This is a genomic window from Rubinisphaera margarita (assembly GCF_022267515.1).
In the GTDB taxonomy this organism is placed as follows: Bacteria; Planctomycetota; Planctomycetia; order Planctomycetales; family Planctomycetaceae; genus Rubinisphaera; species Rubinisphaera margarita.
The window spans coordinates 1-19018 of the sequence record NZ_JAKFGB010000011.1 but is presented as its reverse complement, the minus strand read 5'-3'; the positions used below and the strand labels follow the sequence as shown (position 1 = coordinate 19018).

General features: G+C 58.9%; 13 protein-coding genes and 1 tRNA gene. 11 read left to right on the top strand and 3 right to left on the bottom strand.

Features of this window, described 5'->3' with window-relative positions; translation table 11 throughout:
- Positions 1-54 precede the first annotated feature (54 nt).
- From L1A08_RS07965 to L1A08_RS07945, 5 genes are all read left to right on the top strand, one after another.
- Positions 55-1611, top strand: a complete 1557-nt coding sequence (locus L1A08_RS07965; protein ID WP_238755800.1) for a sodium:solute symporter — start codon at positions 55-57, stop codon at positions 1609-1611.
- On the top strand, positions 1611-2552 hold the full coding sequence (locus tag L1A08_RS07960) for a dihydrodipicolinate synthase family protein (RefSeq protein ID WP_238755799.1): 942 nt from the start codon (positions 1611-1613) through the stop codon (positions 2550-2552). Before L1A08_RS07965 ends, L1A08_RS07960 begins: the two co-directional genes overlap by 1 nt.
- Before the next feature lie 34 nt (positions 2553-2586).
- The gene (locus tag L1A08_RS07955) at positions 2587-4548 is read left to right on the top strand and encodes an FG-GAP repeat domain-containing protein (RefSeq protein ID WP_238755798.1); all 1962 of its coding nucleotides are present in this window, start codon (positions 2587-2589) and stop codon (positions 4546-4548) included.
- A gap of 38 nt (positions 4549-4586) precedes the next feature.
- Positions 4587-6056 (top strand): sulfatase, encoded by a 1470-nt coding sequence (locus L1A08_RS07950; protein ID WP_238755797.1) that lies wholly within the window; start codon positions 4587-4589, stop codon positions 6054-6056.
- Between the two features lie 102 nt (positions 6057-6158).
- Positions 6159-8732 (top strand): exo-alpha-sialidase, encoded by a 2574-nt coding sequence (locus L1A08_RS07945; RefSeq protein WP_238755796.1) that lies wholly within the window; start codon positions 6159-6161, stop codon positions 8730-8732.
- 63 nt (positions 8733-8795) lie between these two features.
- Here L1A08_RS07945 and L1A08_RS07940 read toward each other — a convergent pair.
- Positions 8796-8879, bottom strand: a tRNA-Leu gene (locus tag L1A08_RS07940).
- A 247-nt stretch (positions 8880-9126) separates the two neighbouring features.
- On the opposite strand from L1A08_RS07940, the gene L1A08_RS07935 reads away from it, so the two are divergent.
- From L1A08_RS07935 to L1A08_RS07925, 3 genes are all read left to right on the top strand, one after another.
- Positions 9127-10539 (top strand): arylsulfatase, encoded by a 1413-nt coding sequence (locus L1A08_RS07935; protein WP_238755795.1) that lies wholly within the window; start codon positions 9127-9129, stop codon positions 10537-10539.
- A gap of 197 nt (positions 10540-10736) precedes the next feature.
- On the top strand, positions 10737-11582 hold the full coding sequence (gene hemQ / locus L1A08_RS07930; RefSeq protein ID WP_238755794.1) for a hydrogen peroxide-dependent heme synthase: 846 nt from the start codon (positions 10737-10739) through the stop codon (positions 11580-11582).
- Positions 11583-11595: 13 nt separating this feature from the next.
- Positions 11596-12540, top strand: coding sequence for a hypothetical protein (locus tag L1A08_RS07925; protein ID WP_238755793.1), 945 nt, complete (start codon positions 11596-11598; stop codon positions 12538-12540).
- 197 nt (positions 12541-12737) lie between these two features.
- Here L1A08_RS07925 and L1A08_RS07920 read toward each other — a convergent pair whose 3' ends face one another.
- Both L1A08_RS07920 and L1A08_RS07915 read right to left on the bottom strand, forming a co-directional pair.
- Positions 12738-14237, bottom strand: coding sequence for a phytoene desaturase family protein (locus L1A08_RS07920; RefSeq protein WP_238755792.1), 1500 nt, complete (start codon positions 14235-14237; stop codon positions 12738-12740).
- Between the two features lie 179 nt (positions 14238-14416).
- Positions 14417-15277 carry a MerR family transcriptional regulator gene (locus L1A08_RS07915; RefSeq protein ID WP_261362800.1) on the bottom strand — a complete coding sequence of 287 codons (861 nt, stop codon included), beginning with the start codon at positions 15275-15277 and terminating at the stop codon, positions 14417-14419.
- A 288-nt stretch (positions 15278-15565) separates the two neighbouring features.
- Here L1A08_RS07915 and L1A08_RS07910 point away from each other — a divergent pair, with 288 nt between their 5' ends.
- The 3 genes from L1A08_RS07910 (at position 15566) to L1A08_RS07900 (ending at position 18738) form a co-directional block, all read left to right on the top strand.
- Positions 15566-16591, top strand: coding sequence for a sigma-70 family RNA polymerase sigma factor (locus L1A08_RS07910; protein ID WP_238755790.1), 1026 nt, complete (start codon positions 15566-15568; stop codon positions 16589-16591).
- Between the two features lie 220 nt (positions 16592-16811).
- Positions 16812-17219: a response regulator transcription factor gene (locus L1A08_RS07905; RefSeq protein WP_238755789.1), complete on the top strand. Its 408-nt coding sequence runs from the start codon at positions 16812-16814 to the stop codon at positions 17217-17219.
- 136 nt (positions 17220-17355) lie between these two features.
- Positions 17356-18738 carry a DUF1501 domain-containing protein gene (locus L1A08_RS07900; protein WP_261362803.1) on the top strand — a complete coding sequence of 461 codons (1383 nt, stop codon included), beginning with the start codon at positions 17356-17358 and terminating at the stop codon, positions 18736-18738.
- The last annotated feature ends 280 nt before the right edge of the window (positions 18739-19018 follow it).

Here is a 19018-nt window from a genome sequence, read left to right as displayed (position 1 = left end):
TCTTGAGATTAGAAGACAGGCGCTCTCATTCAACTTGCATCATTCGACATCATCGTGTTTGCGGTCTACGTCATCGGCGTGGTGGCGATGGGCTGCTGGTTCGTTCGTTCCAGCGACTCGACCAAAGAATTCATGGCAGCCGGCGGTTCGCTCCCCGGCTGGGCGGTCGGGCTTTCGATCTTCGGCACGTTCCTCAGCAGTAACACCTTTCTGGGGGTGCCGGGGAAAACCTACGGAACGAACTTCAATGCCTTTGTCTTCAGTCTCACGCTGCCTCTCGCGGCGTGGATTGCGACCCGTTACTTCGTGCCGTTCTATCGGAACTCGGGAGAGATCTCGGCTTACCATCACTTCGAAGTGAAGTTCGGCAACTGGGCCCGCACCTATGCCGTGGTCTGCTACCTGTTGACCCAGATTGCCCGCATGGGAGCGATTCTGTTCGGCGTGGCCCTCGGGCTGTATGCGCTCACCGGCTGGGATGTTCCGACGATCATCGTTCTTACCGGAATTCTCGTGACCGTATACACGCTGCTCGGCGGAATCGAAGCGGTGATCTGGACCGATGTCGTGCAGTCAATTGTGCTGATGGGCGGAGCCGTGCTGATCTTCGGGATGCTGCTGGCCGGCATGCCGGAAGGTCCGGGGCAGGCGTTTGCGATTGCGGCGGAACAGGGTAAGTTCAGCCTCGGCAGCTGGATGCCCGACTTCACGACTTCAACAGTCTGGGTGATGCTGCTGTATGGTCTGTTCATCAATCTGAATAACTTCGGGATCGACCAGAGCTACGTCCAGCGATATCACACAGCCAAAACGATCAAATCTGCTCGCGGAGCCCTCTGGCTGGGGGCCTTGATGTACGTGCCGATCTCGCTGCTGTTCTTTGTGATCGGAGCGGTGCTGTTCTCGTATTACGAAACTCACCCCGAGATGAAGCATGAGGTGCAGATTCAGGTCGCGACTGATCTGCCTCCGAATGCGGCTGACCTCGATCAATCGGTCGAATCGCGAGCCGCTCTTCTGACTGATGCCCAGATCGGCGACAAAGTTCTGCCGCATTTCATCTCCACGCACCTGCCGCCGGGAATGGCGGGTTTGATGATCGCCGCGATTTTTGCAGCCGCGATGAGCAGCGTCGATACCTCGTTGAACTCCTCAGCGACGATCATTCTCAAAGATATCTACGAACGCTATTTCAATCCCGAACCGAGTGAGAAGGCGGCCATGCGGGTGCTTCGAGTCGCCACGGTTGTCACCGGCATCATCGGCACCGGGACGGCTCTGGCGATGATCGGCGTCGAGAGTATTCTGCAGGCGTGGTGGACGCTGCAGGGGATCTTCGCCGGCGGTCTGCTCGGTCTGTTCCTGATCGGCATGATCGTGCGGCAACCCTCGAAACATGGAGCGATGCTCGCCGTTACGATTGGTCTGCTCGTGATTTCCTGGATGACTTTCTCCACAAAGATCGCGTCGCTGCCTCCGTATCTACAGAACCCGCTGCACGCCAATATGACGATTGTCGTCGGCACACTCACCATTTTCCTGATCGGCATTCTGACGGTGCCTCGACCGCAGCCCGATTCCTCCGCACATTCAACTGAAGAGGTCGTCTGATGACATCGAGTGAAACGAAAATCCAGCCACGGTTTCAGGGCATTATCCCGCCGATGGTGACGCCGCTGATGAGCCGGGATGAACTCGACGTTCCCGGCACGAAACGACTGATCGAACATCTGATCGCCGGCGGCGTATCGGGCGTGTTCGTGCTCGGAACGACCGGCGAAGCCCAGTGTCTCGGCTATCGTTTACGTCGTCAGCTGATTCAACTGGTGACCGAGACCGTAGGCGGTCGTATTCCAGTGCTCGTCGGAATTACGGACACGGCCTTTGTCGAATCGGAAGATCTCGGTCGCCATGCCGCGGCCTGGGGAGCAGATGCACTCGTGCTGACGACTCCGTATTACTTTCCCGTGGGGCAGACCGAACTTCTCGGCTACACGCAGCGGTTGCTCGACCGACTCATTCTGCCGGTCATGCTTTACAACATGCCGAGTATGACGAAAGTCTGGTTCGAAGTTCCCACGCTCGAAGAGCTGGCCGATGATCGACGAATTGTCGGCGTGAAGGACAGCAGCGGCGATCTCGATTACTTCGCCAGGGTCACAGCTCTCAAAGAGAAGCGGCCGGACTGGTCGGTGCTCGTCGGCCCGGAATCGCTCCTGATCGAGTCGCTCGAACGGGGCGGCGATGGCGGCGTGAACGGCGGAGCCAATTTCTTCCCCGAACTCTTCGTCGCCTGGTATCGCGCCTGGAAAGCGGGCGATGCCGCCGGCGTGGCCGTCTGTCAGGAGCAGGTCGACAAGCTGCAGGCTATCTACGAGATCGGCAAGTACGACTCTCGTTTCATCAAGGCGACGAAGTCGGCTCTCGGCATCTGCGAAGTTTGCAGCGACCACATGGCCGAGCCGTTCAATCATTTCCTGGAGCCGGAACGTCAGCGCGTGAAGGCGATTCTGGACACCATCGATCTCAGCAAACTCCCTCAATCGAAATAGGGCTCTCAACCCTCTCACCAACTGGAGTGGATTCATGAAGCTTTCAACTTTGCGTGCAGCCGTCTGTTCGCTCTCTCTGTTCGGTCTGCTGTCGACATCGCAGGCAGGCGATCTGAAACGACTGCAGTACAACAACCCCGGTCTCGAAGTCGATCTCGGCGTCGGCCTGTGGGGTTGGCCGCTGCCGTTCGATTACGATGGGGACGGCGATTACGATCTGCTCGTTTCCTGTCCCGACGTCCCCTACAACGGGATCTATTTCTTTGAGAACACGGGCAACGATCCCATGCTGCCGACGTTCAAGCCGGGACGACATCTCGGCAAAGGACAGACGAACATCGCGATTTCCTACGTCGACAACCAGCCGCGCATTCTGGTGCCGGGGGCCGAGTTGACTGCGATTACCGACGGGGATGTCAGCAAGCGGGAGAAGATCTACAAGAAGTCCGACCTGATGAAGAAGGGCGGAACGAAGCTGCGGGCGCGGCAGTGGAACTACGTCGATTACGACGGCGATGGGGATCAGGACCTGATCGTTGGGCAGGGGCACTGGGAAGACTATGGCTGGGACAATGCCTTCAACGAGAAAGGCGAATGGGTTCGCGGCCCGCTGCACGGGTATGTCTATCTGCTCACGAACAACGGCGATGACAAGTCGCCGGATTACGCCGAGCCGGAGTATGTCCACGCGGGTGGAAAGCCGGTCGATGTCTTCGGGATGCCGAGTCCGAATTTCCGCGATTTCGACGGCGACGGCGACCTCGATCTGCTCTGTGGCGACTTCCTCGATGGCTTCACGTACTTCGAAAACACAGGCAGTCGCAAGCAGCCGGAATATGCGTCGGGCCGCGAGTTGGCCCGCGATGGCAAGCCGATCGAAATGCATCTCTGCATGATCGTCGTCTCGAGTCTCGACTGGGATCGCGATGGCGATGTCGACCTGATCGTCGGCCAGGAAGATGGGCGTGTCGCGTTCATTGAACACACCGGCAAGGTTGTCGACGGTATGCCGCAGTTTGCCGATCCAGTCTTCTTCCAACAGGAAGCCCGCGACCTGAAGTTTGGGGCGCTCGTCACGCCGGTCGGCTTCGACTGGGATGACGATGGCGATGAAGATCTCGTCTGTGGGAACACGGCTGGCGAGATTGGCTGGTTCGAGAACCTCGGCGGCAATCCCCCCAAATGGGCCGCGCCGAAACTGCTGCAGGCCGATGAGAAAGATATTCTGATCATGGCCGGCTACAACGGTTCCATTCAGGGACCGGCCGAACAGAAGTGGGGCTACACCACGATCGATGTCGCCGACTGGGATGGCGATGGTCTGCCCGACATCCTCGCCAACTCGATCTGGGGAAAAGTCGTCTGGTTCCGCAACACGGGAACTCGTAAGGAACCGAAGCTGGCCGCCTCGCAGCCGGTGACTGTGAACTGGAAGGGCGAAGCTCCCAAGCCGGAATGGAACTGGTGGTCTCCCGAGAACGGCGAACTGGCCACGCAATGGCGGACAACTCCCGTGGTGGCCGACTGGAATGAAGACGGCCTGGCCGATCTGCTCATGCTCGATCACGAAGGGTACCTCGTTCTGTTTGAACGGGAGAAGTCGGGCGGCAAGCTGCAGCTGAAGCCGGGACAGCGGATCTTCGAAGGGGGCACGTTCAACAATCGCCAGCAGGCGCAGAAAGATGATTCTTCGCTGCTGCGGCTCAACAATGGCTTTGCCGGGGCGAGCGGACGTCGCAAGCTCTCGCTGGTCGACTGGAACGGCGACGGGAAGCGGGATCTGCTCATCAACTCCGTGAACATCAACCTGCTGCGAAACGCCGGCACGGAGAATGGAAAAACGACGTTCGTCGATGAAGGTCCGCTGGCGGAGCGGCGTCTGGCCGGTCACACCACCAGCCCAACCACAGTCGACTGGGATGGAGACGGGCAGCGTGATCTCGTCGTTGGAGCCGAGGACGGCCTCATCTACTACATGCCCCGCGACTCGAAATAGCCCCGCCAACTCCCCGAACATCGAAAGAGGAGAATCGGATGCGTTCTTTGAATCACTTCTTCGCCGCCGGCGTGGCAATGGCGATACTGGGCAGTCTCTGCTGTTCCGAGATGAAGGCCGCCGATCGGCCCAACGTGCTGTTCATTGCCGTTGATGATCTGCGGGTCGAACTCGGCTGCTATGGCGATTCGATCGTCAAGTCGCCGAACATCGACAAGCTGGCCGAACGGGGGCTGTTGTTCGAACAGGCCTACTGCCAGCAGGCGGTCTGCAACCCGTCCCGGGCCTCGGCACTGACCGGGCTTGGGCTCGATACGCTCGATATTCACGACCTGCCGACGCACTTTCGGCAGCGTTTTCCGGAGATCGTGACGCTGCCACAGCACTTCAAGCAGAACGGCTACGAAACGCGGAACATTGGTAAGATGTTCCACAACTGGGTGCAGGAGGAATATAAGGGCGATGCCCGTTCCTGGAGCAAGCCGGCGGTGATGCATTACGCCAATCACGGGTACGACAAACCGATGGTTGACGGCGAGCTGCCCGAGAATCTGAGCCCGGTGCCGCGCACCGAGATCCGCGACGTGCCCGATGAAGCCTATTTCGATGGGCGAATCGCTCAGCTCGCGATTGAGACGCTCAACGAGATCAAGGACGAGCCGTTCTTTCTCGCCGTCGGTTTCTGGAAGCCCCATACTCCGTTCAACGCGCCGAAGAAGTATTGGGATTTGTACGATCGCGAAGAGATTGAACTGGCCAACCATCCCGATCCCCCGCAGAACGTGCCCGACATCGCTCTGCACAACGGACGGGAAATTCGCCGGGCGTTCAGGGATCGTCCCGATGGGCGTCCGACTGATGAAGAAGCCCGGGCGTTGCGGCACGGCTACTACGCGGCGACCAGTTTCGTCGATGCCCAGATCGGCAAAGTGCTCGATGAGCTCGAACGTCTCGGTCTGAACGACAACACGGTCGTCGTCTTCTGGTCCGATCACGGTTTCCATCTCGGCGAGAAATCGCTGTGGGCCAAGACCTCGAACTTCGAGCTCGATGCCCGCGTGCCGATGATTATCGCTGCTCCCGGTCAGGAAGAAGGCCTGCGGACCGAAGCAATTGTCGAACTGCTCGATATGTATCCGACTCTGGTCGACTTCTGTGGACTCGAGCCGCCGCCGCATCGCCTCGAAGGAACGAGCCTGCGTCCGTTGTGGAACGATCCGAATGGTCAGGTGAAGCCGGCTTCGCTGACGCAGCATCCTCGACCGGCTTATCCGGAAAAGGGTGAAGATCCCGATGTGATGGGCTTCTCGATCCGCACGCCGCAGTATCGCTACACCGAATGGCGTGACTACAAGAGCGGAGACATCGTGGCAGCCGAGCTTTACGACCACGAGAAAGATCGCTGGGAAACGCGGAACATCATCGACAGCGAACAGGGCAGGAAGGTGCAACCCCGTCTGCACAAGCTGCTCGATCAGACCCGCAGCCGTGAACACACGAAATCGTAAAACGATCAACGGCGGGTGCCATGCACGCTTGCGCGAGCATGCATTCGTCAGTCAGGGTTCCACTCCAGTAGACACATCCCCTCAGACCTGGAAAGCACGAACATGAAAATCAGATCTGCCTTTTTTGCGGCCATGCTGGTCGCCTGTGGCGGCTTCCTGCAGCTGGCGAATCCTGTCGCCGCGGCGGAGAAGCGGCCGAACATCCTGTTCATCATTACTGACGATCAGGCTCAGGAAACACTCAGTTGCTATGGCGACAAGTATTGCGACACGCCCAATCTCGATCGACTCGCCGCCGAGGGCATGGTGATCGATGATGCTCATCACATGGGATCGTGGAGCGGAGCCGTCTGCACCTGTTCCCGGACGATGATTATGACCGGGAAAAGTCTCTGGCGGATTCCCGACAGGAACAAAAAGGGGCCGAAAGGAACGCCGCAGGCTCGGAAGCAGGCCGCCGAGCAAAGCATGCCGGCGATCTTCAACCGGGCCGGCTATGCCACGTTCCGAACCTGTAAAACCGGGAACAGCTTCGACGAAGCCAATCGACTGTTTCAGGTCAGTAAAGTGGCCATGAGGCGGGAAGGGACCGAGGAAACTGGCAGTGCCTGGCATGCCGAGCAGGTGCTCAAATACCTCGATGATCGGGAATCGCAGCAGGCCGAGAAGCCGTTCCTCATCTACTTCGGATTCTCGCATCCGCACGATCCCCGCAATGCTATTCCCGAACTGGCTGCCAAGTACGGAGCCAGCAACGAGGGGCCCGGAGACAAACCGTCCAGCAAGTCTCCGCCGCTGCCGGACAACTATCTCCCTGGTCATCCTTTCCATCACGGGCATCCGGGATTGCGGGACGAAGAGAAAGTTCAGGGCGTGATGACGCGTCGCGATGAAGCGACCGTTCGCAACGAACGCGGCCGCGAGTTTGCCTGCATCGAATACATCGATCAGCAGATCGGTCGCGTGCTTGATCGCCTCGAGAAAACGGGCGAGCTCGACAACACGTATATCTTCTTCACCTCCGATCACGGGATGTCCGTCGGACGCCATGGTTTGATGGGCAAGCAGAACCTCTACGAGCACACCTGGAAAGTTCCGTTCCTCGCCAAAGGCCCGGGCATCAAAGCGGGCAGCCGGGCGGCAGGAAACATCTACCTGCTCGACGTCCTTCCGACCATTTGCGATCTGGCCGGAATTGAAGTGCCCGACACTGTGGAAGGTCAGAGCTTCCGTGCTGTTCTCGAAGGGAAGAAGGACAGCATTCGCGATGTGATGTACGGCGTCTACTGCGGTGGAACGAAGCCGGGCATGCGGTCGATCAAGAAGGATGGCTGGAAGCTGATCGAGTACGATGTTCTTGATGGGCAGGTCCGTGAGACGCAGTTGTTTAATCTGCAGGACAACCCGCGTGAGTTTCTGGTTGAACACCACGATCCGCAGCTCGAGAAGCGTCTCGGCATCGCTCCCGGTCCGCATCAAATCGATCTGGCTGAAGATCCCCACTTTGCCGACAAGCGGGCCGAGCTTGAGAAACTGCTGGCGAAAGCGATGAAAGAGTTTGACGATCCGTATGAGTTGAGCCCGAATCCGGCTCCGACGAAGGTCACCTTCGATCGCGACAAAGCGGTCCTTGAAGAGAATCTGATTCCGCACGGCCCGCTGCCGAAAAAGCATCAGACGCATGCTTCGACGATCACTGAAGCAGCCGACGGAACACTGCTCGCTTCCTGGTTCGGAGGAACGCGCGAAGGCAATCCCGATGTCAAAATCTGGCTGAGCCGTAAGCCGGTCGGAGAGCCCTGGTCGGAACCGGAGATGATCGATTCCGGAAACCGGATGGTCGACGGTAAGGAAACCGAGTTCGCCTGCTGGAACCCGGTCCTCTTCACGCATCCGGATGGCACGATCTACTTCTGGTACAAAGTCACCGGCTCCAATGAGCTGGTCGGACCGCAGAACTGGTGGGGAGCCGTGCGGACTTCCACCGACAACGGGAAGACCTGGTCAGAACGGACCTGGCTGCCGAAGATTGATCCGATCGGAGACTACAAGGTCTTCAAACCGTACGACGGCATTCTGGCCGGGCCGGTGAAGAATCGCCCGATCATTCTGCCAGATGGTCGGTTGCTCTGCGGCTCCAGTACGGAAACGACCCATGGCTGGCGGGTGCACTTCGAGATCTACCCGGCCGAAGACTGGACCGGACAGAAAGGGAAGGTTGAAGTCACTAAGCCGCTGATGGGCGGCAAGGAAGGGATTCAGCCGAGCTTCCTCGTGCATGCCACCGACAAATCGGTGCTGCAGGTGCTGACCCGCGAAGATGGACAGGCCTGGTCGTACGATGGCGGTCACACCTGGACCGACGTTGTCGCCGGACCGGTTGATACCTCCGTCGGACTGCACGCTGTCACCACAACCGACGGCTGGCATTTTCTCACGTTCAACCCCGTCAAACGCACCCCGCTCAGCCTGGCCCGTTCCCGCGACGGCAAGAACTGGGAAACGATTCTGCCCGAGTTGAGCTACAACGAGGGGAAAGAGGTCGACTACCCGACCATCATGCAGGCTCGCGACGGCAAACTGCACGTTGTTCACAGCTGGGGACGCGAGCAGATCACCCATCTGGTGCTCGATACCGAGTATCTGCAGCGGACGGCCTCGGCTGACGAGAAGTAACCGTCGGCCCGAAACGCAAAAAAGCAGCAGGATCACTGGGATTCTGCTGCTTTTTCTGTGTAATACCGAAGGCGGGACTCGAACCCGCACGGGGTTTACCCCCATCGGATTTTGAATCCGACGCGTCTGCCATTCCGCCACTTCGGCTCGCAGTTTGTGCTGTGCAAGAGTCGCAAAATAACTCATTTCTGCGCAAATCTCAAGCAGGAATCAGACCCCGGTTCTCGGCGGCAGGTTCGCTTCGCCAGGGGCGTTTTTTCCCGACAGGGGGAGCCTCGCGAGATTCTTTCGGGATCGCCCAGCCGCCGGAGACTGCGGACAGGCCGTTTGCAGGCGACAAACTTTCTCTCACGCTTCCGTCTCTATTTCTCCCCGGTTATTGTGGACCCTTTCGATGTCCTATGATTCCAGAACCGATCCGAGGAACGACATGCTCAACCGTTCGCTGATTCTGTCCGTTCTGTCGCTGTTGATCGGGGTGACGGTGTTCACGCCCGCCGAGGCTGGCCAGCCGAATATCATCTCCATCCTCTCCGACGACATCGCTCAGGGCGATCTCGGCTGTTACGGGCAGGAGTTGATCCAGACGCCGCATCTCGACCGGATGGCGGCTGAGGGAACGCGTTATCTACAGGCTTATTGCGGCACCAGTGTTTGTGCACCGTCGCGGTCTTCGCTGATGACCGGGCTGCACATGGGGCACTGTCCGGTGCGGGCCAATCGGGAAATCCAGCCGGAAGGGCAGATGCCGCTGCCGGAGGGGACGTACACCGTGGCGAAGCTGCTTCAGGATCAGGGCTATGCGACCGCCTGTATGGGAAAGTGGGGCATGGGAATGTTCCACACGTCGGGCAGCCCGTTCAAGCTCGGCTTCGATCACTTCTACGGCTACAACTGCCAGCGACACGCTCACAGCTACTTCCCGACGTATCTCTACAACGACGATCAGCGGTTCGAACTCGAAGGCAATACCGGCAAGCCGGGACGCGGCGAAAAGTACGCTCAGGAGTACATCGCCGAGGAGACGGTCCGGTGGATCCGCGAGCAGAAAGACGAGCCGTTCTTTCTGTTCTACGCCGTGACACTCCCGCACGGCCGCTACGAAATTGATTCGCAGGGGCCGTATGCCGACAAGCCGTGGACCGACAAGCAGAAGAATTACGCCGCGATGGTCACCCGGCTCGACAGCGATGTCGGGGCGATTCTCGATGTGCTGCGGGAAGAAGGCATCGCGGAAAACACGCTCGTCATTTTTTCCGGCGACAATGGTTCCTCGTTCGATCCGAATTCCGAGATTGGCAGGCTGTTCGACCAGACAATGGGCGGCAAGCTCCGCGGCTTCAAGCGAGGCATGTATGAAGGGGCTCTCCGGCAGGCGGCTCTCTCCTGGTGGCCCGGCACCGTTCCCGCCGGTCGCGTGACAGAAGAGCCGTGGGCCTTCTGGGATTTCCTGCCGACCGCAGCCGAGCTCGTCGATGCCGAACTTCCAGAGGATGTGCAGACCGACGGCGTTTCGCTGGTCGAGTTCCTCAAGGGAGGGGCGGCTCCAGAGCGGGATTATTTCTACTGGGAACTCCATGAGAGAGCATCCATTCAGGCGATCCGCTTCGGCGACTGGAAAGCGGTCCGCAATGGTCCTGATCAGCCGGTCGAACTCTACAATCTGAAGAACGATGTCGGCGAAACCAAGAATCTTGCCGACGAGAAGCCGGAGCTGGTGAAGAAGGCGACAAAAATGATGGCCGAGGCTCGCACCGAAGATCCCAACTGGCCGATGCGAACCGCTCCTGCACGACGAAAAAAGTAGGGTCGGTTTTCAGCCGCTCGCACACCGCGTGACTTCCCTGCGGTGCCATTGGTTCCGGAGTGTGCCACTGGCTACGCCAGTGCAATGCGGAGTCGACGCGAAACAAATGAAACACTGGCAGAGCCAGTGGCACCCAACGAAAAACAATCGAGAAAACGGCCGGTGAGAAACCGGTCTTACAGAGTGAAAGGTTACTGATGAGTGGACGTCCCCCGATGCCGCAGACGCCGGATGAAGAACCGAGCATCAAGCTTCACGAAGGCTGGCACTGCCTGCATATTTACTATCGCGTGAATCAACAGGCGTTGAATGCCCTCTCGCCGGAAGAGCGGGCTCAGGGCCGCGAAGAGGTCGGCCACTGGCTGAATCCGGAACGCGAAGGGGCTCCGGTCCGGCTGCAGGTTTCGGTGACGTCGGGCCATCGAGCCGATCTCGGCGTGATGCTGATGGACCCCGATCCGCTGGTGATCGATGCGGTCTGTCAGGGCGTTCGTTCGTCGAAACTCGGAACCGTTCTGGAGCCGACGTACTCGTTCGTCTCGCTGACGGAAATCTCCGAGTACGTGCCGACACTCGAGCAGTTCGCCGAGAAGCTGCAGCGGGAAGGAGCCAACACGGAAGACGATATGTTCAAAGCCCGCGTTCGCGGCTACGAACAGCGCCTGCCGGCCATGAACAAGCAGCGAATCTATCCGGACATTCCGCCGTATCCGGTCGTCTGCTTTTACCCGATGAACAAGATCCGCGACCCGCACGCCAACTGGTACGATCTGCCTTTCAGCGCCCGCTCCGAACTGATGGCCGAGCACGCGACGTCCGGGATCAAATTCGCCGGCAAAGTTTCTCAGTTGATCACCGCCTCGACCGGCCTGGACGACTGGGAATGGGGCGTCACCCTCTGGGCCCGCAACCCGGCCTACATCAAAGACATCGTTTACACGATGCGCTTCGACAAAGCCTCGGCTCGCTATGCCGAGTTCGGACAGTTCTACATCGGATACGTAATGTCCGCCGGAGAAGCGCTGGAACACCTGCGGGTGTGATTGCAGGTTAACCATGAGTAAGCGTCTTCCGCGGGGCAAGTATTTACTTATCCCCGCAGCCATCCTTTGTGCCGTGAGTTACTACTGGTATGCCCGCATCGATGCGGTTTCGCGGTTACGAGATGCTGGAGCCAGTGTTCTGAGTACTCGGGGCGTACCAGGCGATGGTCGTTTCCTCACGCTCGAGCCTGCTTTCTATGGGGTCGATATTGTCTTTCTGCATCAGGCCAACGTTGATTCGTCGATCGTCTCTGCTCTCGCGACGCTGAGTGAAATGAAGCGAATTTCCTTAAACGGGACAACAATCGCCGGCGAGGAAATGACTCGAATTCTTGAAACTCATCAGCTGACGGACCTCATCGCTGAAGATTCCACACTGGGAGATGAGTTCCTGGCTGCAGTGGAGAAGGATTCTTCTCTGGAGGTCATCGCTCTCAAGGGGACTCGGGTCACCGACGTAGGAATTACGCTCCTCAAGCATTGTCCTGAGCTGCAACTGCTTGACTTGGGAAAGACGGCGGTGACTGACGAGGGGTTGGCTGCTCTCGGTCACCTTGCGCTTCTTGATTTACGGATTCAGGACACAGCCGTTACCGATCGCGGTCTCGATGCGTTGAAACTTGCAGAAATTCGTGGTCTCGACATCTCCCGCACTGCCGTCTCAGCGGCAGGAGAATGGCCTCGACGTATGCCGTTGCTCGCTCGTCTCAACGTCTCGTTTTCAGATGTTCCGCCGGGAAGGATCGAACAGTTCGTTGCGCACCGGCAACTCGAAGTTCTGCATGTGGATGCGAGTCAGGTTGGACAGTGGCTCTTCGAACTCGATGAGAAGGTGTTACCAAGTCAGATCGAGATCTCAGGGACTACCCAACAACTTGCAGACGTAGGGCGTCTGCTGGTTGCCGCCGGACGAGGCATGATGCTCACGAACCGTCAAATTCAGTTCGACGAACTTTAATCGACCGCTGGTCAGGCCGAAGGGTGGCCTGGCTTTGCCGGTGCAGGTGAGGCTCGATGTGTGACAGCCAGGGCAGTGGCGTACGAAGAAGGCACGTCTCAGCTGGTGAACGTGATCGGTTGATTCTCTAGAGCAGTTTACTTTTTGGTGTGACCGTTCGGTCCGCGAAAGAAGCAGCGTTTCAGGCGATTCAACGCTCATTCGCGGACATACGGTAGAGCGATCCGCTCTAGTGAGATCCGTTTCAGCACCACTTTCGCCGCGTGATATCCGCCCATTCCGTGGATGCCCGGGCCTGGCGGAGTTGAGGCCGAGCAGAGGTAGAGTCGCGGATGGGGCGTCGCATAGGGACACGGGCTGACCACCGGTCGAGCGAAGGCTTGTCGCCAGTCCATCACGCCGGCGGCGATGTCGCCCTGGACGTAGTTGGCGTTGTAGCTCTCGAAGTCGGAGGGCGTAGTCACATGGCGGGCACGGATGCAGTCGCGGAAACCGGGGGCGAAGCGTTCGATCTGCGCTTCGATGCGTTCAGTCATATCGATGGTGTTGCCGGCTGGAACGCGGCAGTAGCCCCAGGCGGTGTGCTGTCCGTCTGGAGCTCGTGTGTCGTCGCAGACACTCGGCTGAGTGAGCAGCACAAACGGAGCGTGGGGAGACGTTCCGTCCCAGACCGATTGCTCGCCGGCGGCAAGTTCCTCGAAGGAGCCGCCGACATGCACCGTGCCGGCTTTGCGGCAGGATTCATTCTGCCAGGGGATGGGGTCGCTCAATGCCCAGTCGACTTTCCAGACGCCGGGACCGTGACGGAACTTTTCGAGTCGCCGCAGATAGCGATCCGGCAACGTTCCGCGAGCGATGTCGATCACTGTGCGAGGCACGAGATCGAACAAGACCGCTCGTGAAGCGGGCAGATCCTGAAGCGATCGGACGGGGGAGTTGATGACGACCTCACCTCCCAGTGACTGAAGATGCTCGCAGAGTGCGCGAGTCAACTGCTGCGCCCCACCTTTCACAACGGGCCAGCCCCCTTTCAGGCCGGACAGTCCGAGGAGCAGGGCAACCGCTGACGTGGTGGGAGCGGTGAGGGGGAGTCCGGAATGAGCCGCAATGCCGGCGATGAGGCCCCGGGCTTCGGAAGTCTGGAAACGGTTTGCCAGCGATTGGGCGGATCGAATCGCATACCAGCCGAACCTTGCCAGCGCGAGGGGGTGACTTTGCGGCGGTCGCAATGGTCCCAGGACCTGTTGATAGATCGCTTCACTGTGTTGAGCGAACGACTGCATCAACCGACGGAAGCGTTCGCCATCGGAAGAGAGCTGTCGTGCGGTCTCTTCCAGAGAATCGTGAAGCAGCCCTGCGCGTCCGTCGTCCAGCGGATGGGCACACGGAACGGCTGGTCGAACCCAGTCGAGGGAGAGCTTTCCCTCCAGATGTCGAAAGAACGGTGAGACCGGAGCGAACGCCATGATCGACGCGCAGATGTCGTGATGAAAACCGGGCTCGGTCAGTTCCGCGGTTCGCAGACCGCCGCCCGGTGTCTGCCGGGCTTCCATTACGAGGACACGCCAGCCGACTTCCGCGAGAGTAATCGCCGCGGAGAGTCCGTTGGGACCTGAGCCAACCACGACTGCGTCGTAGTTATTCCGGGAAGGCGTCTCCGCAAACTGGTCCGTCCGCGGTAGAGAAATCGAAGTCATAGGTACACCAGAAACCGCGGTCGAGGGAGGCGGCTCAGATTCTCAAGCGATGAGAGCGGATCGCTCTTCCGTAGGTCCGTGAGCGATTCTTCACCTGAAACGCTGCATTCGACACGGACGGAACAGCTACACCGTTAAGTGATCTGCTCCACGAGGATCGTTCGAGAGACCGCCATGATTCAAGCAGGCAGCGGCTCGATCGATTTTACGAATGCAGGCAGATCTGCCAGCTTAGGGCAATGCACGGAAAATGGAATCCTCCGCAGCAAATCCTGATTCACGGCCTGACCACCGACGGCAATGGAAGCGAGCCGGCCGCAGTCCGCGTAGAAGCTTCGGTAACCGTCGACCAGCGCGTCTTCATCGGTGATATACGAGAGGCTGAACCAGACCAGTCGCGGTTGAAGAGCACGCGTCGCTGTGGCGAAGGAAGACAGCGGAATGTTCTCGCCCAGGGAAATGGCTCGCCAGCCGAGTTCCCGCAGCACGGTTTCGACCATCAATGTGGGCAACCGATAAGGGTCTCCCGAAATGCCGCCGCCGATGGCCAGCGGAGCTGCAGCGGGAGGGACGGGTAACAGTCGCCGCAGATCGTGGACGAGAAGGGCGGCGATCTCGCAACCGCGTCGCTCGTGGTACACCTCGGCTTCGCCGCATTCCCAGCGATCTCCGATGAGATTGAGAGCCCGTGCGATGACGTTCTCGCAGATCTCAAGCACCGGCTTGCCGGAGAGATAAAGAGCCGAGTTGATCTCGCGACATCGATCTTCATCGAGCGCGAGCAGTGCATTGCAGAGTTCGGCAGCGGAATCGGTCTCGCTGAGCGACGCCAGATCGAGGATTCCGGGCAGGCCGAGAATCTCGGGATGTACCAGCGGGCGATGGCTCTCGCGCAGAAACCGCAGCAGGGTCGTCGTGCTGATCCGGCGATGGCCCCCGCTGGTGTACTGCGTCTCCACATCGCCCTTATCGCACCAGCGTTTCACGGAGGATTCGCTGACCTGGAGCGCGTGAGCAACTTGTCGCGGGCTCAGAAACATAGTGGCTTCAAAGGAGGGAAACTTGGGACGTGAATGTTCTGGACGTTTTTGAGTGACTGTAAGTCTTTACTATACGGGGATATCGGACAAATGACGACCTCTTCATGGGCATCCGCGCTGAAAAATTGTGAATGTTCGGGAATGTTTCTTGAAAACGTTTTGAGCCTGTCTAAGACCCCGTAAACGAATTGAACGAATCACGTCGCGAAGGACTCCGAGCCGGCTGAAAGCGGTCGAACGGAACACTAGCGACCATCGGAAGACACCGATTCGAAACGGGAGCGAGTCATGGCAAATGATATGGTGAACTCAGTCAGTGCGTCTGTTCGGAAATTCGGTCAGATCGACCGCTCACAGAACGTCGAGTTGATGGTGACGGGCGTGACCCGGTCCGTGAAACGTAAACGAATGACGAGCCGGCGACTCAAAGAGCTGGCCGCTTCTCTGGTCGAGATGGAAGTCGATTTCATTCCGGACAAACGCTACCAGGAACAGAACGCAGCCGCGGAGTTCCAGAACGACGACGTGTTCGAATATCTGGAAACGACCCCGCCAGAACGTAAAGACAACCTGTCTCATGAAGCGTACGAAATGGCTTCACGGGTAGCTCAAATGCCGCTTCTCTCTCCGACGAATGAGCAAAAGTACTTCAGTCAGATGAACTACCTCAAATTCCGCTTCAATCAGCTGCGGTCTCGCATCGATCCGGATCAGCCTGACCGGAAGCTGGTCCTCGAAGCGGATCGCACGATTCGACAGGCCTACGTCGTTCGCGACCTGTTAATTCGCTCAAACATGCGGCTGGTGATCTCCGTCACGAAGAAGTTTGTTACCTCGCAGATGTCCTTCGACGAACTCTTCAGTGACGGAGTCCTGGCCCTGATGCAGGCGGTGGAGAAGTTCGACATCGGCCGCGGTTATCGCTTCAGCACGTATGCCTACTACTCTGTCTCACGAAGCATGTATCGCTTCACGCGGCGATTGCGAAAGCGGATGCTGACTGTCGATACGTTCGATCGGGATCTGAGTGATGAGAAGCCGGCCGAAGCCCTCTGGCCCGAGCAGACCTGGTCGACGGTTTCCCAGACTCTGGCCGAGATGATCACGCATCTCGACGAACGGGAGCAATGGATCATTCGGCAGCGATTCTCGCTCGACGGACCTGGCAAGACGCCGACCTACAAGGCTCTGGCTGAAAAATTGGGGGTCTGCAATGAGCGTGTCCGGCAGCTCGAGAAGCGGGCCCTGCTGAAACTGCGCAATATGCAGGAATCGATTCAGCTCGACGATCTGGTGGCGACAATGCCTGTCTGACCAGTCTGGGAATCCGGGGTATGGCAAGATCCGTAGCGGAGAACGTTGCGGATCTTCTGCGTTTGGGGACGATGGAAAATCCGCGAAGCGGCGATTTTCCTGTCACTGGCCGGTGGCTTATGATATAAGGGGAGTTGCGTTTCCGGCCCGCCGGTTCGTCTCACCTGAACCCGACCTCATCGAGCTTCCGCGCCCTGCGGTAATACCGAACGGAACTGTCATGACCGCCAAGCACATCGTTCTGATCGAAGACGATCGCGAAATCTCCACCACCCTCCAGGCCGTGCTCAAGAACGCCGGATATCGCGTCACCCCATGCAGTAACGGCATTGAAGGACGCAAAGCCATCGAAGAAGGCGCGCCGGATCTTGTCGTGACCGACATGATGATGCCCCGCATGGGCGGCTTCCCGGTGCTGGAGTTCCTGAAGACGATGGACAACCCCCCCAAGGTCATCATGGTGACGGCCAACGAAGGCGGCCGGCATAAGGCTTATGCTGAAATGCTCGGTGTCTCGGCTTATCTGCGAAAGCCTTTCGCGATGGATCTGTTTCTGGACACGATCAGTGACGTCCTTTCCGACAGCGATGACTCTCCGCCCCTGAAGCGGAAGTCTCGCAAGAGCTGATCGCTGGCCCGGCTCGACGACGAACATTCGTGAACGAACTGCTGCTGAGGATCTGCCCGTGAATTCCAAGGTTTACTACGACCCGAAGACCGGCTCGGTCACACCGCATCGTCAGTTTGCTACGTCCCGTCGTCAGATGCTCCAGGCCTGCGGAGCCGGCTTCGGAATGCTGCCGCTCGCCTGGTTCAACGCACAGAACGCCAGCGCGGCCGCTGCTCCAGATCCGCTGGCTCCCAAACAGACGCATTTCCCCGGCACGGCCAAACGGGTGATTTACCTGTTCATGGAAGGGGGCCCGAGCCATATCGATCTGTTCGATCCCAAGCCGGCCCTCAAAGACCTCGACGGCAAACCGCTGCCGGACAGTTTCGAGAAAGTCATTCTGGCCATGGGCGAGTCGAACGCTCCGCTGCTGGCCAGTCCCCGCAAATGGAAGCAGCATGGAGAAGCCGGCACATGGGTTTCCGACTGGCTCCCGCACACGGCGGAATGTGTCGATGATATCGCCGTCATTCGCTCCTGCTGGGGCAACGGGATCAATCACGCCGGCGGCGTCTGCCAGATGAATACTGGACAGACGCTGGCGGGCCGTCCTTCGCTCGGTGCCTGGGTCACCTATGGACTCGGCACCGAGAATCAGGATTTGCCGGCCTTTGTCGTGCTGAAAGATACTGGCAGCGAAGTCGTCAACGGCCCACGAAGCTGGGGGACCGGATTCATGCCGGCTGTCTATCAGGGGACGGTCCTTCAGTCGGAAGGGGATCCGATTCCCAATTTGTATCCGCCGAAGTCGCTTGCTGAAGAACGACAGCGACGGAAACTGGAGTTCCTGAATCAGATCAATCGCCAGCATGCCTCCGCTCGGCCCGAGGAATCGGAACTCGATGCGCGGATTCGCAGCTATGAACTCGCCTTCCGCATGCAGGCCGCCGCTCCGCTCGCGGTCAATCTGGAAGAAGAGAGTCGCGACACACACGAGATGTACGGCACGAACGACAAGACGACGAAACGCTTCGGCGAGATGTGTCTGCTGGCACGCCGACTGGCCGAGCGGGGCGTTCGTTTCATCCAGCTGTATCACGGATCGGGCAGCAAGTGGGACTCTCACTCGAACATCGAAGGGAATCACTCAAAGCTCTGCGCACAGATGGACAAGCCGGTCGCGGCGCTGCTGAAAGACCTCAAGCAGCGGGGTATGCTGGAAGATACGCTCGTTCTCTGGGGTGGCGAATTTGGCCGCACCCCGATGAGCGAACAGGGAAATGGTCGCGATCACAACCCGTCCGGATTCACGATGTGGGCTGCTGGCGGTGGCGTGAAAGGGGGCCAGACGCTCGGCTCCACCGATGAGATCGGACTGCATGCCGTCGAAGATCGCATGCACATCCACGATCTGCACGCCACCTGGCTGTCCCTGCTGGGACTCGACCACATGCAACTCGAATTCCGCCACAAAGGCCGCCCGGAACGCCCCACGCTGAACGAAGGGCATCCTCTGAAGAAGCTGACGAGCGGGTAGGAAACGCGGCGTTGTGGTCGTCGCAGTCTTGGGCTTCTCTTTCTATGACGCGGATGAACTGTATAGCGCCGCTTGTTGATCGGGATTCAACTGGCAGCCTCCCACGGCTTCGCCGCCCTGATAGCCGAGCTATCAGGGCCACCCCCAGGGAGTCGCGAGCCTCAAACCGGATGGCTCAGACGCGTGCGTCTGAGTGGCGCAGCCACAAGAGGTCGCAGACCGGCGTTCAGCAGATTTTATCTCAACCTCTGTCAGCGAAGACTGCAGCGTTCATTCAGCG

Bases quoted from the DNA above. Each gene is read 5' to 3' on its own strand.
- L1A08_RS07960 (WP_238755799.1), top strand. From the start codon at position 1,611: ATGACATCGAGTGAAACGAAAATCCAGCCACGGTTTCAGGGCATTATC.
- L1A08_RS07955 (WP_238755798.1), top strand. From the start codon at position 2,587: ATGAAGCTTTCAACTTTGCGTGCAGCCGTCTGTTCGCTCTCTCTGTTC.
- L1A08_RS07950 (WP_238755797.1), top strand. From the start codon at position 4,587: ATGCGTTCTTTGAATCACTTCTTCGCCGCCGGCGTGGCAATGGCGATA.
- L1A08_RS07945 (WP_238755796.1), top strand. From the start codon at position 6,159: ATGAAAATCAGATCTGCCTTTTTTGCGGCCATGCTGGTCGCCTGTGGC.
- L1A08_RS07935 (WP_238755795.1), top strand. From the start codon at position 9,127: ATGTCCTATGATTCCAGAACCGATCCGAGGAACGACATGCTCAACCGT.
- hemQ (WP_238755794.1), top strand. From the start codon at position 10,737: ATGAGTGGACGTCCCCCGATGCCGCAGACGCCGGATGAAGAACCGAGC.
- L1A08_RS07925 (WP_238755793.1), top strand. From the start codon at position 11,596: ATGAGTAAGCGTCTTCCGCGGGGCAAGTATTTACTTATCCCCGCAGCC.
- L1A08_RS07920 (WP_238755792.1), bottom strand. From the start codon at position 14,237: ATGACTTCGATTTCTCTACCGCGGACGGACCAGTTTGCGGAGACGCCT.
- L1A08_RS07915 (WP_261362800.1), bottom strand. From the start codon at position 15,277: ATGTTTCTGAGCCCGCGACAAGTTGCTCACGCGCTCCAGGTCAGCGAA.
- L1A08_RS07910 (WP_238755790.1), top strand. From the start codon at position 15,566: ATGGCAAATGATATGGTGAACTCAGTCAGTGCGTCTGTTCGGAAATTC.
- L1A08_RS07905 (WP_238755789.1), top strand. From the start codon at position 16,812: ATGACCGCCAAGCACATCGTTCTGATCGAAGACGATCGCGAAATCTCC.
- L1A08_RS07900 (WP_261362803.1), top strand. From the start codon at position 17,356: ATGCTCCAGGCCTGCGGAGCCGGCTTCGGAATGCTGCCGCTCGCCTGG.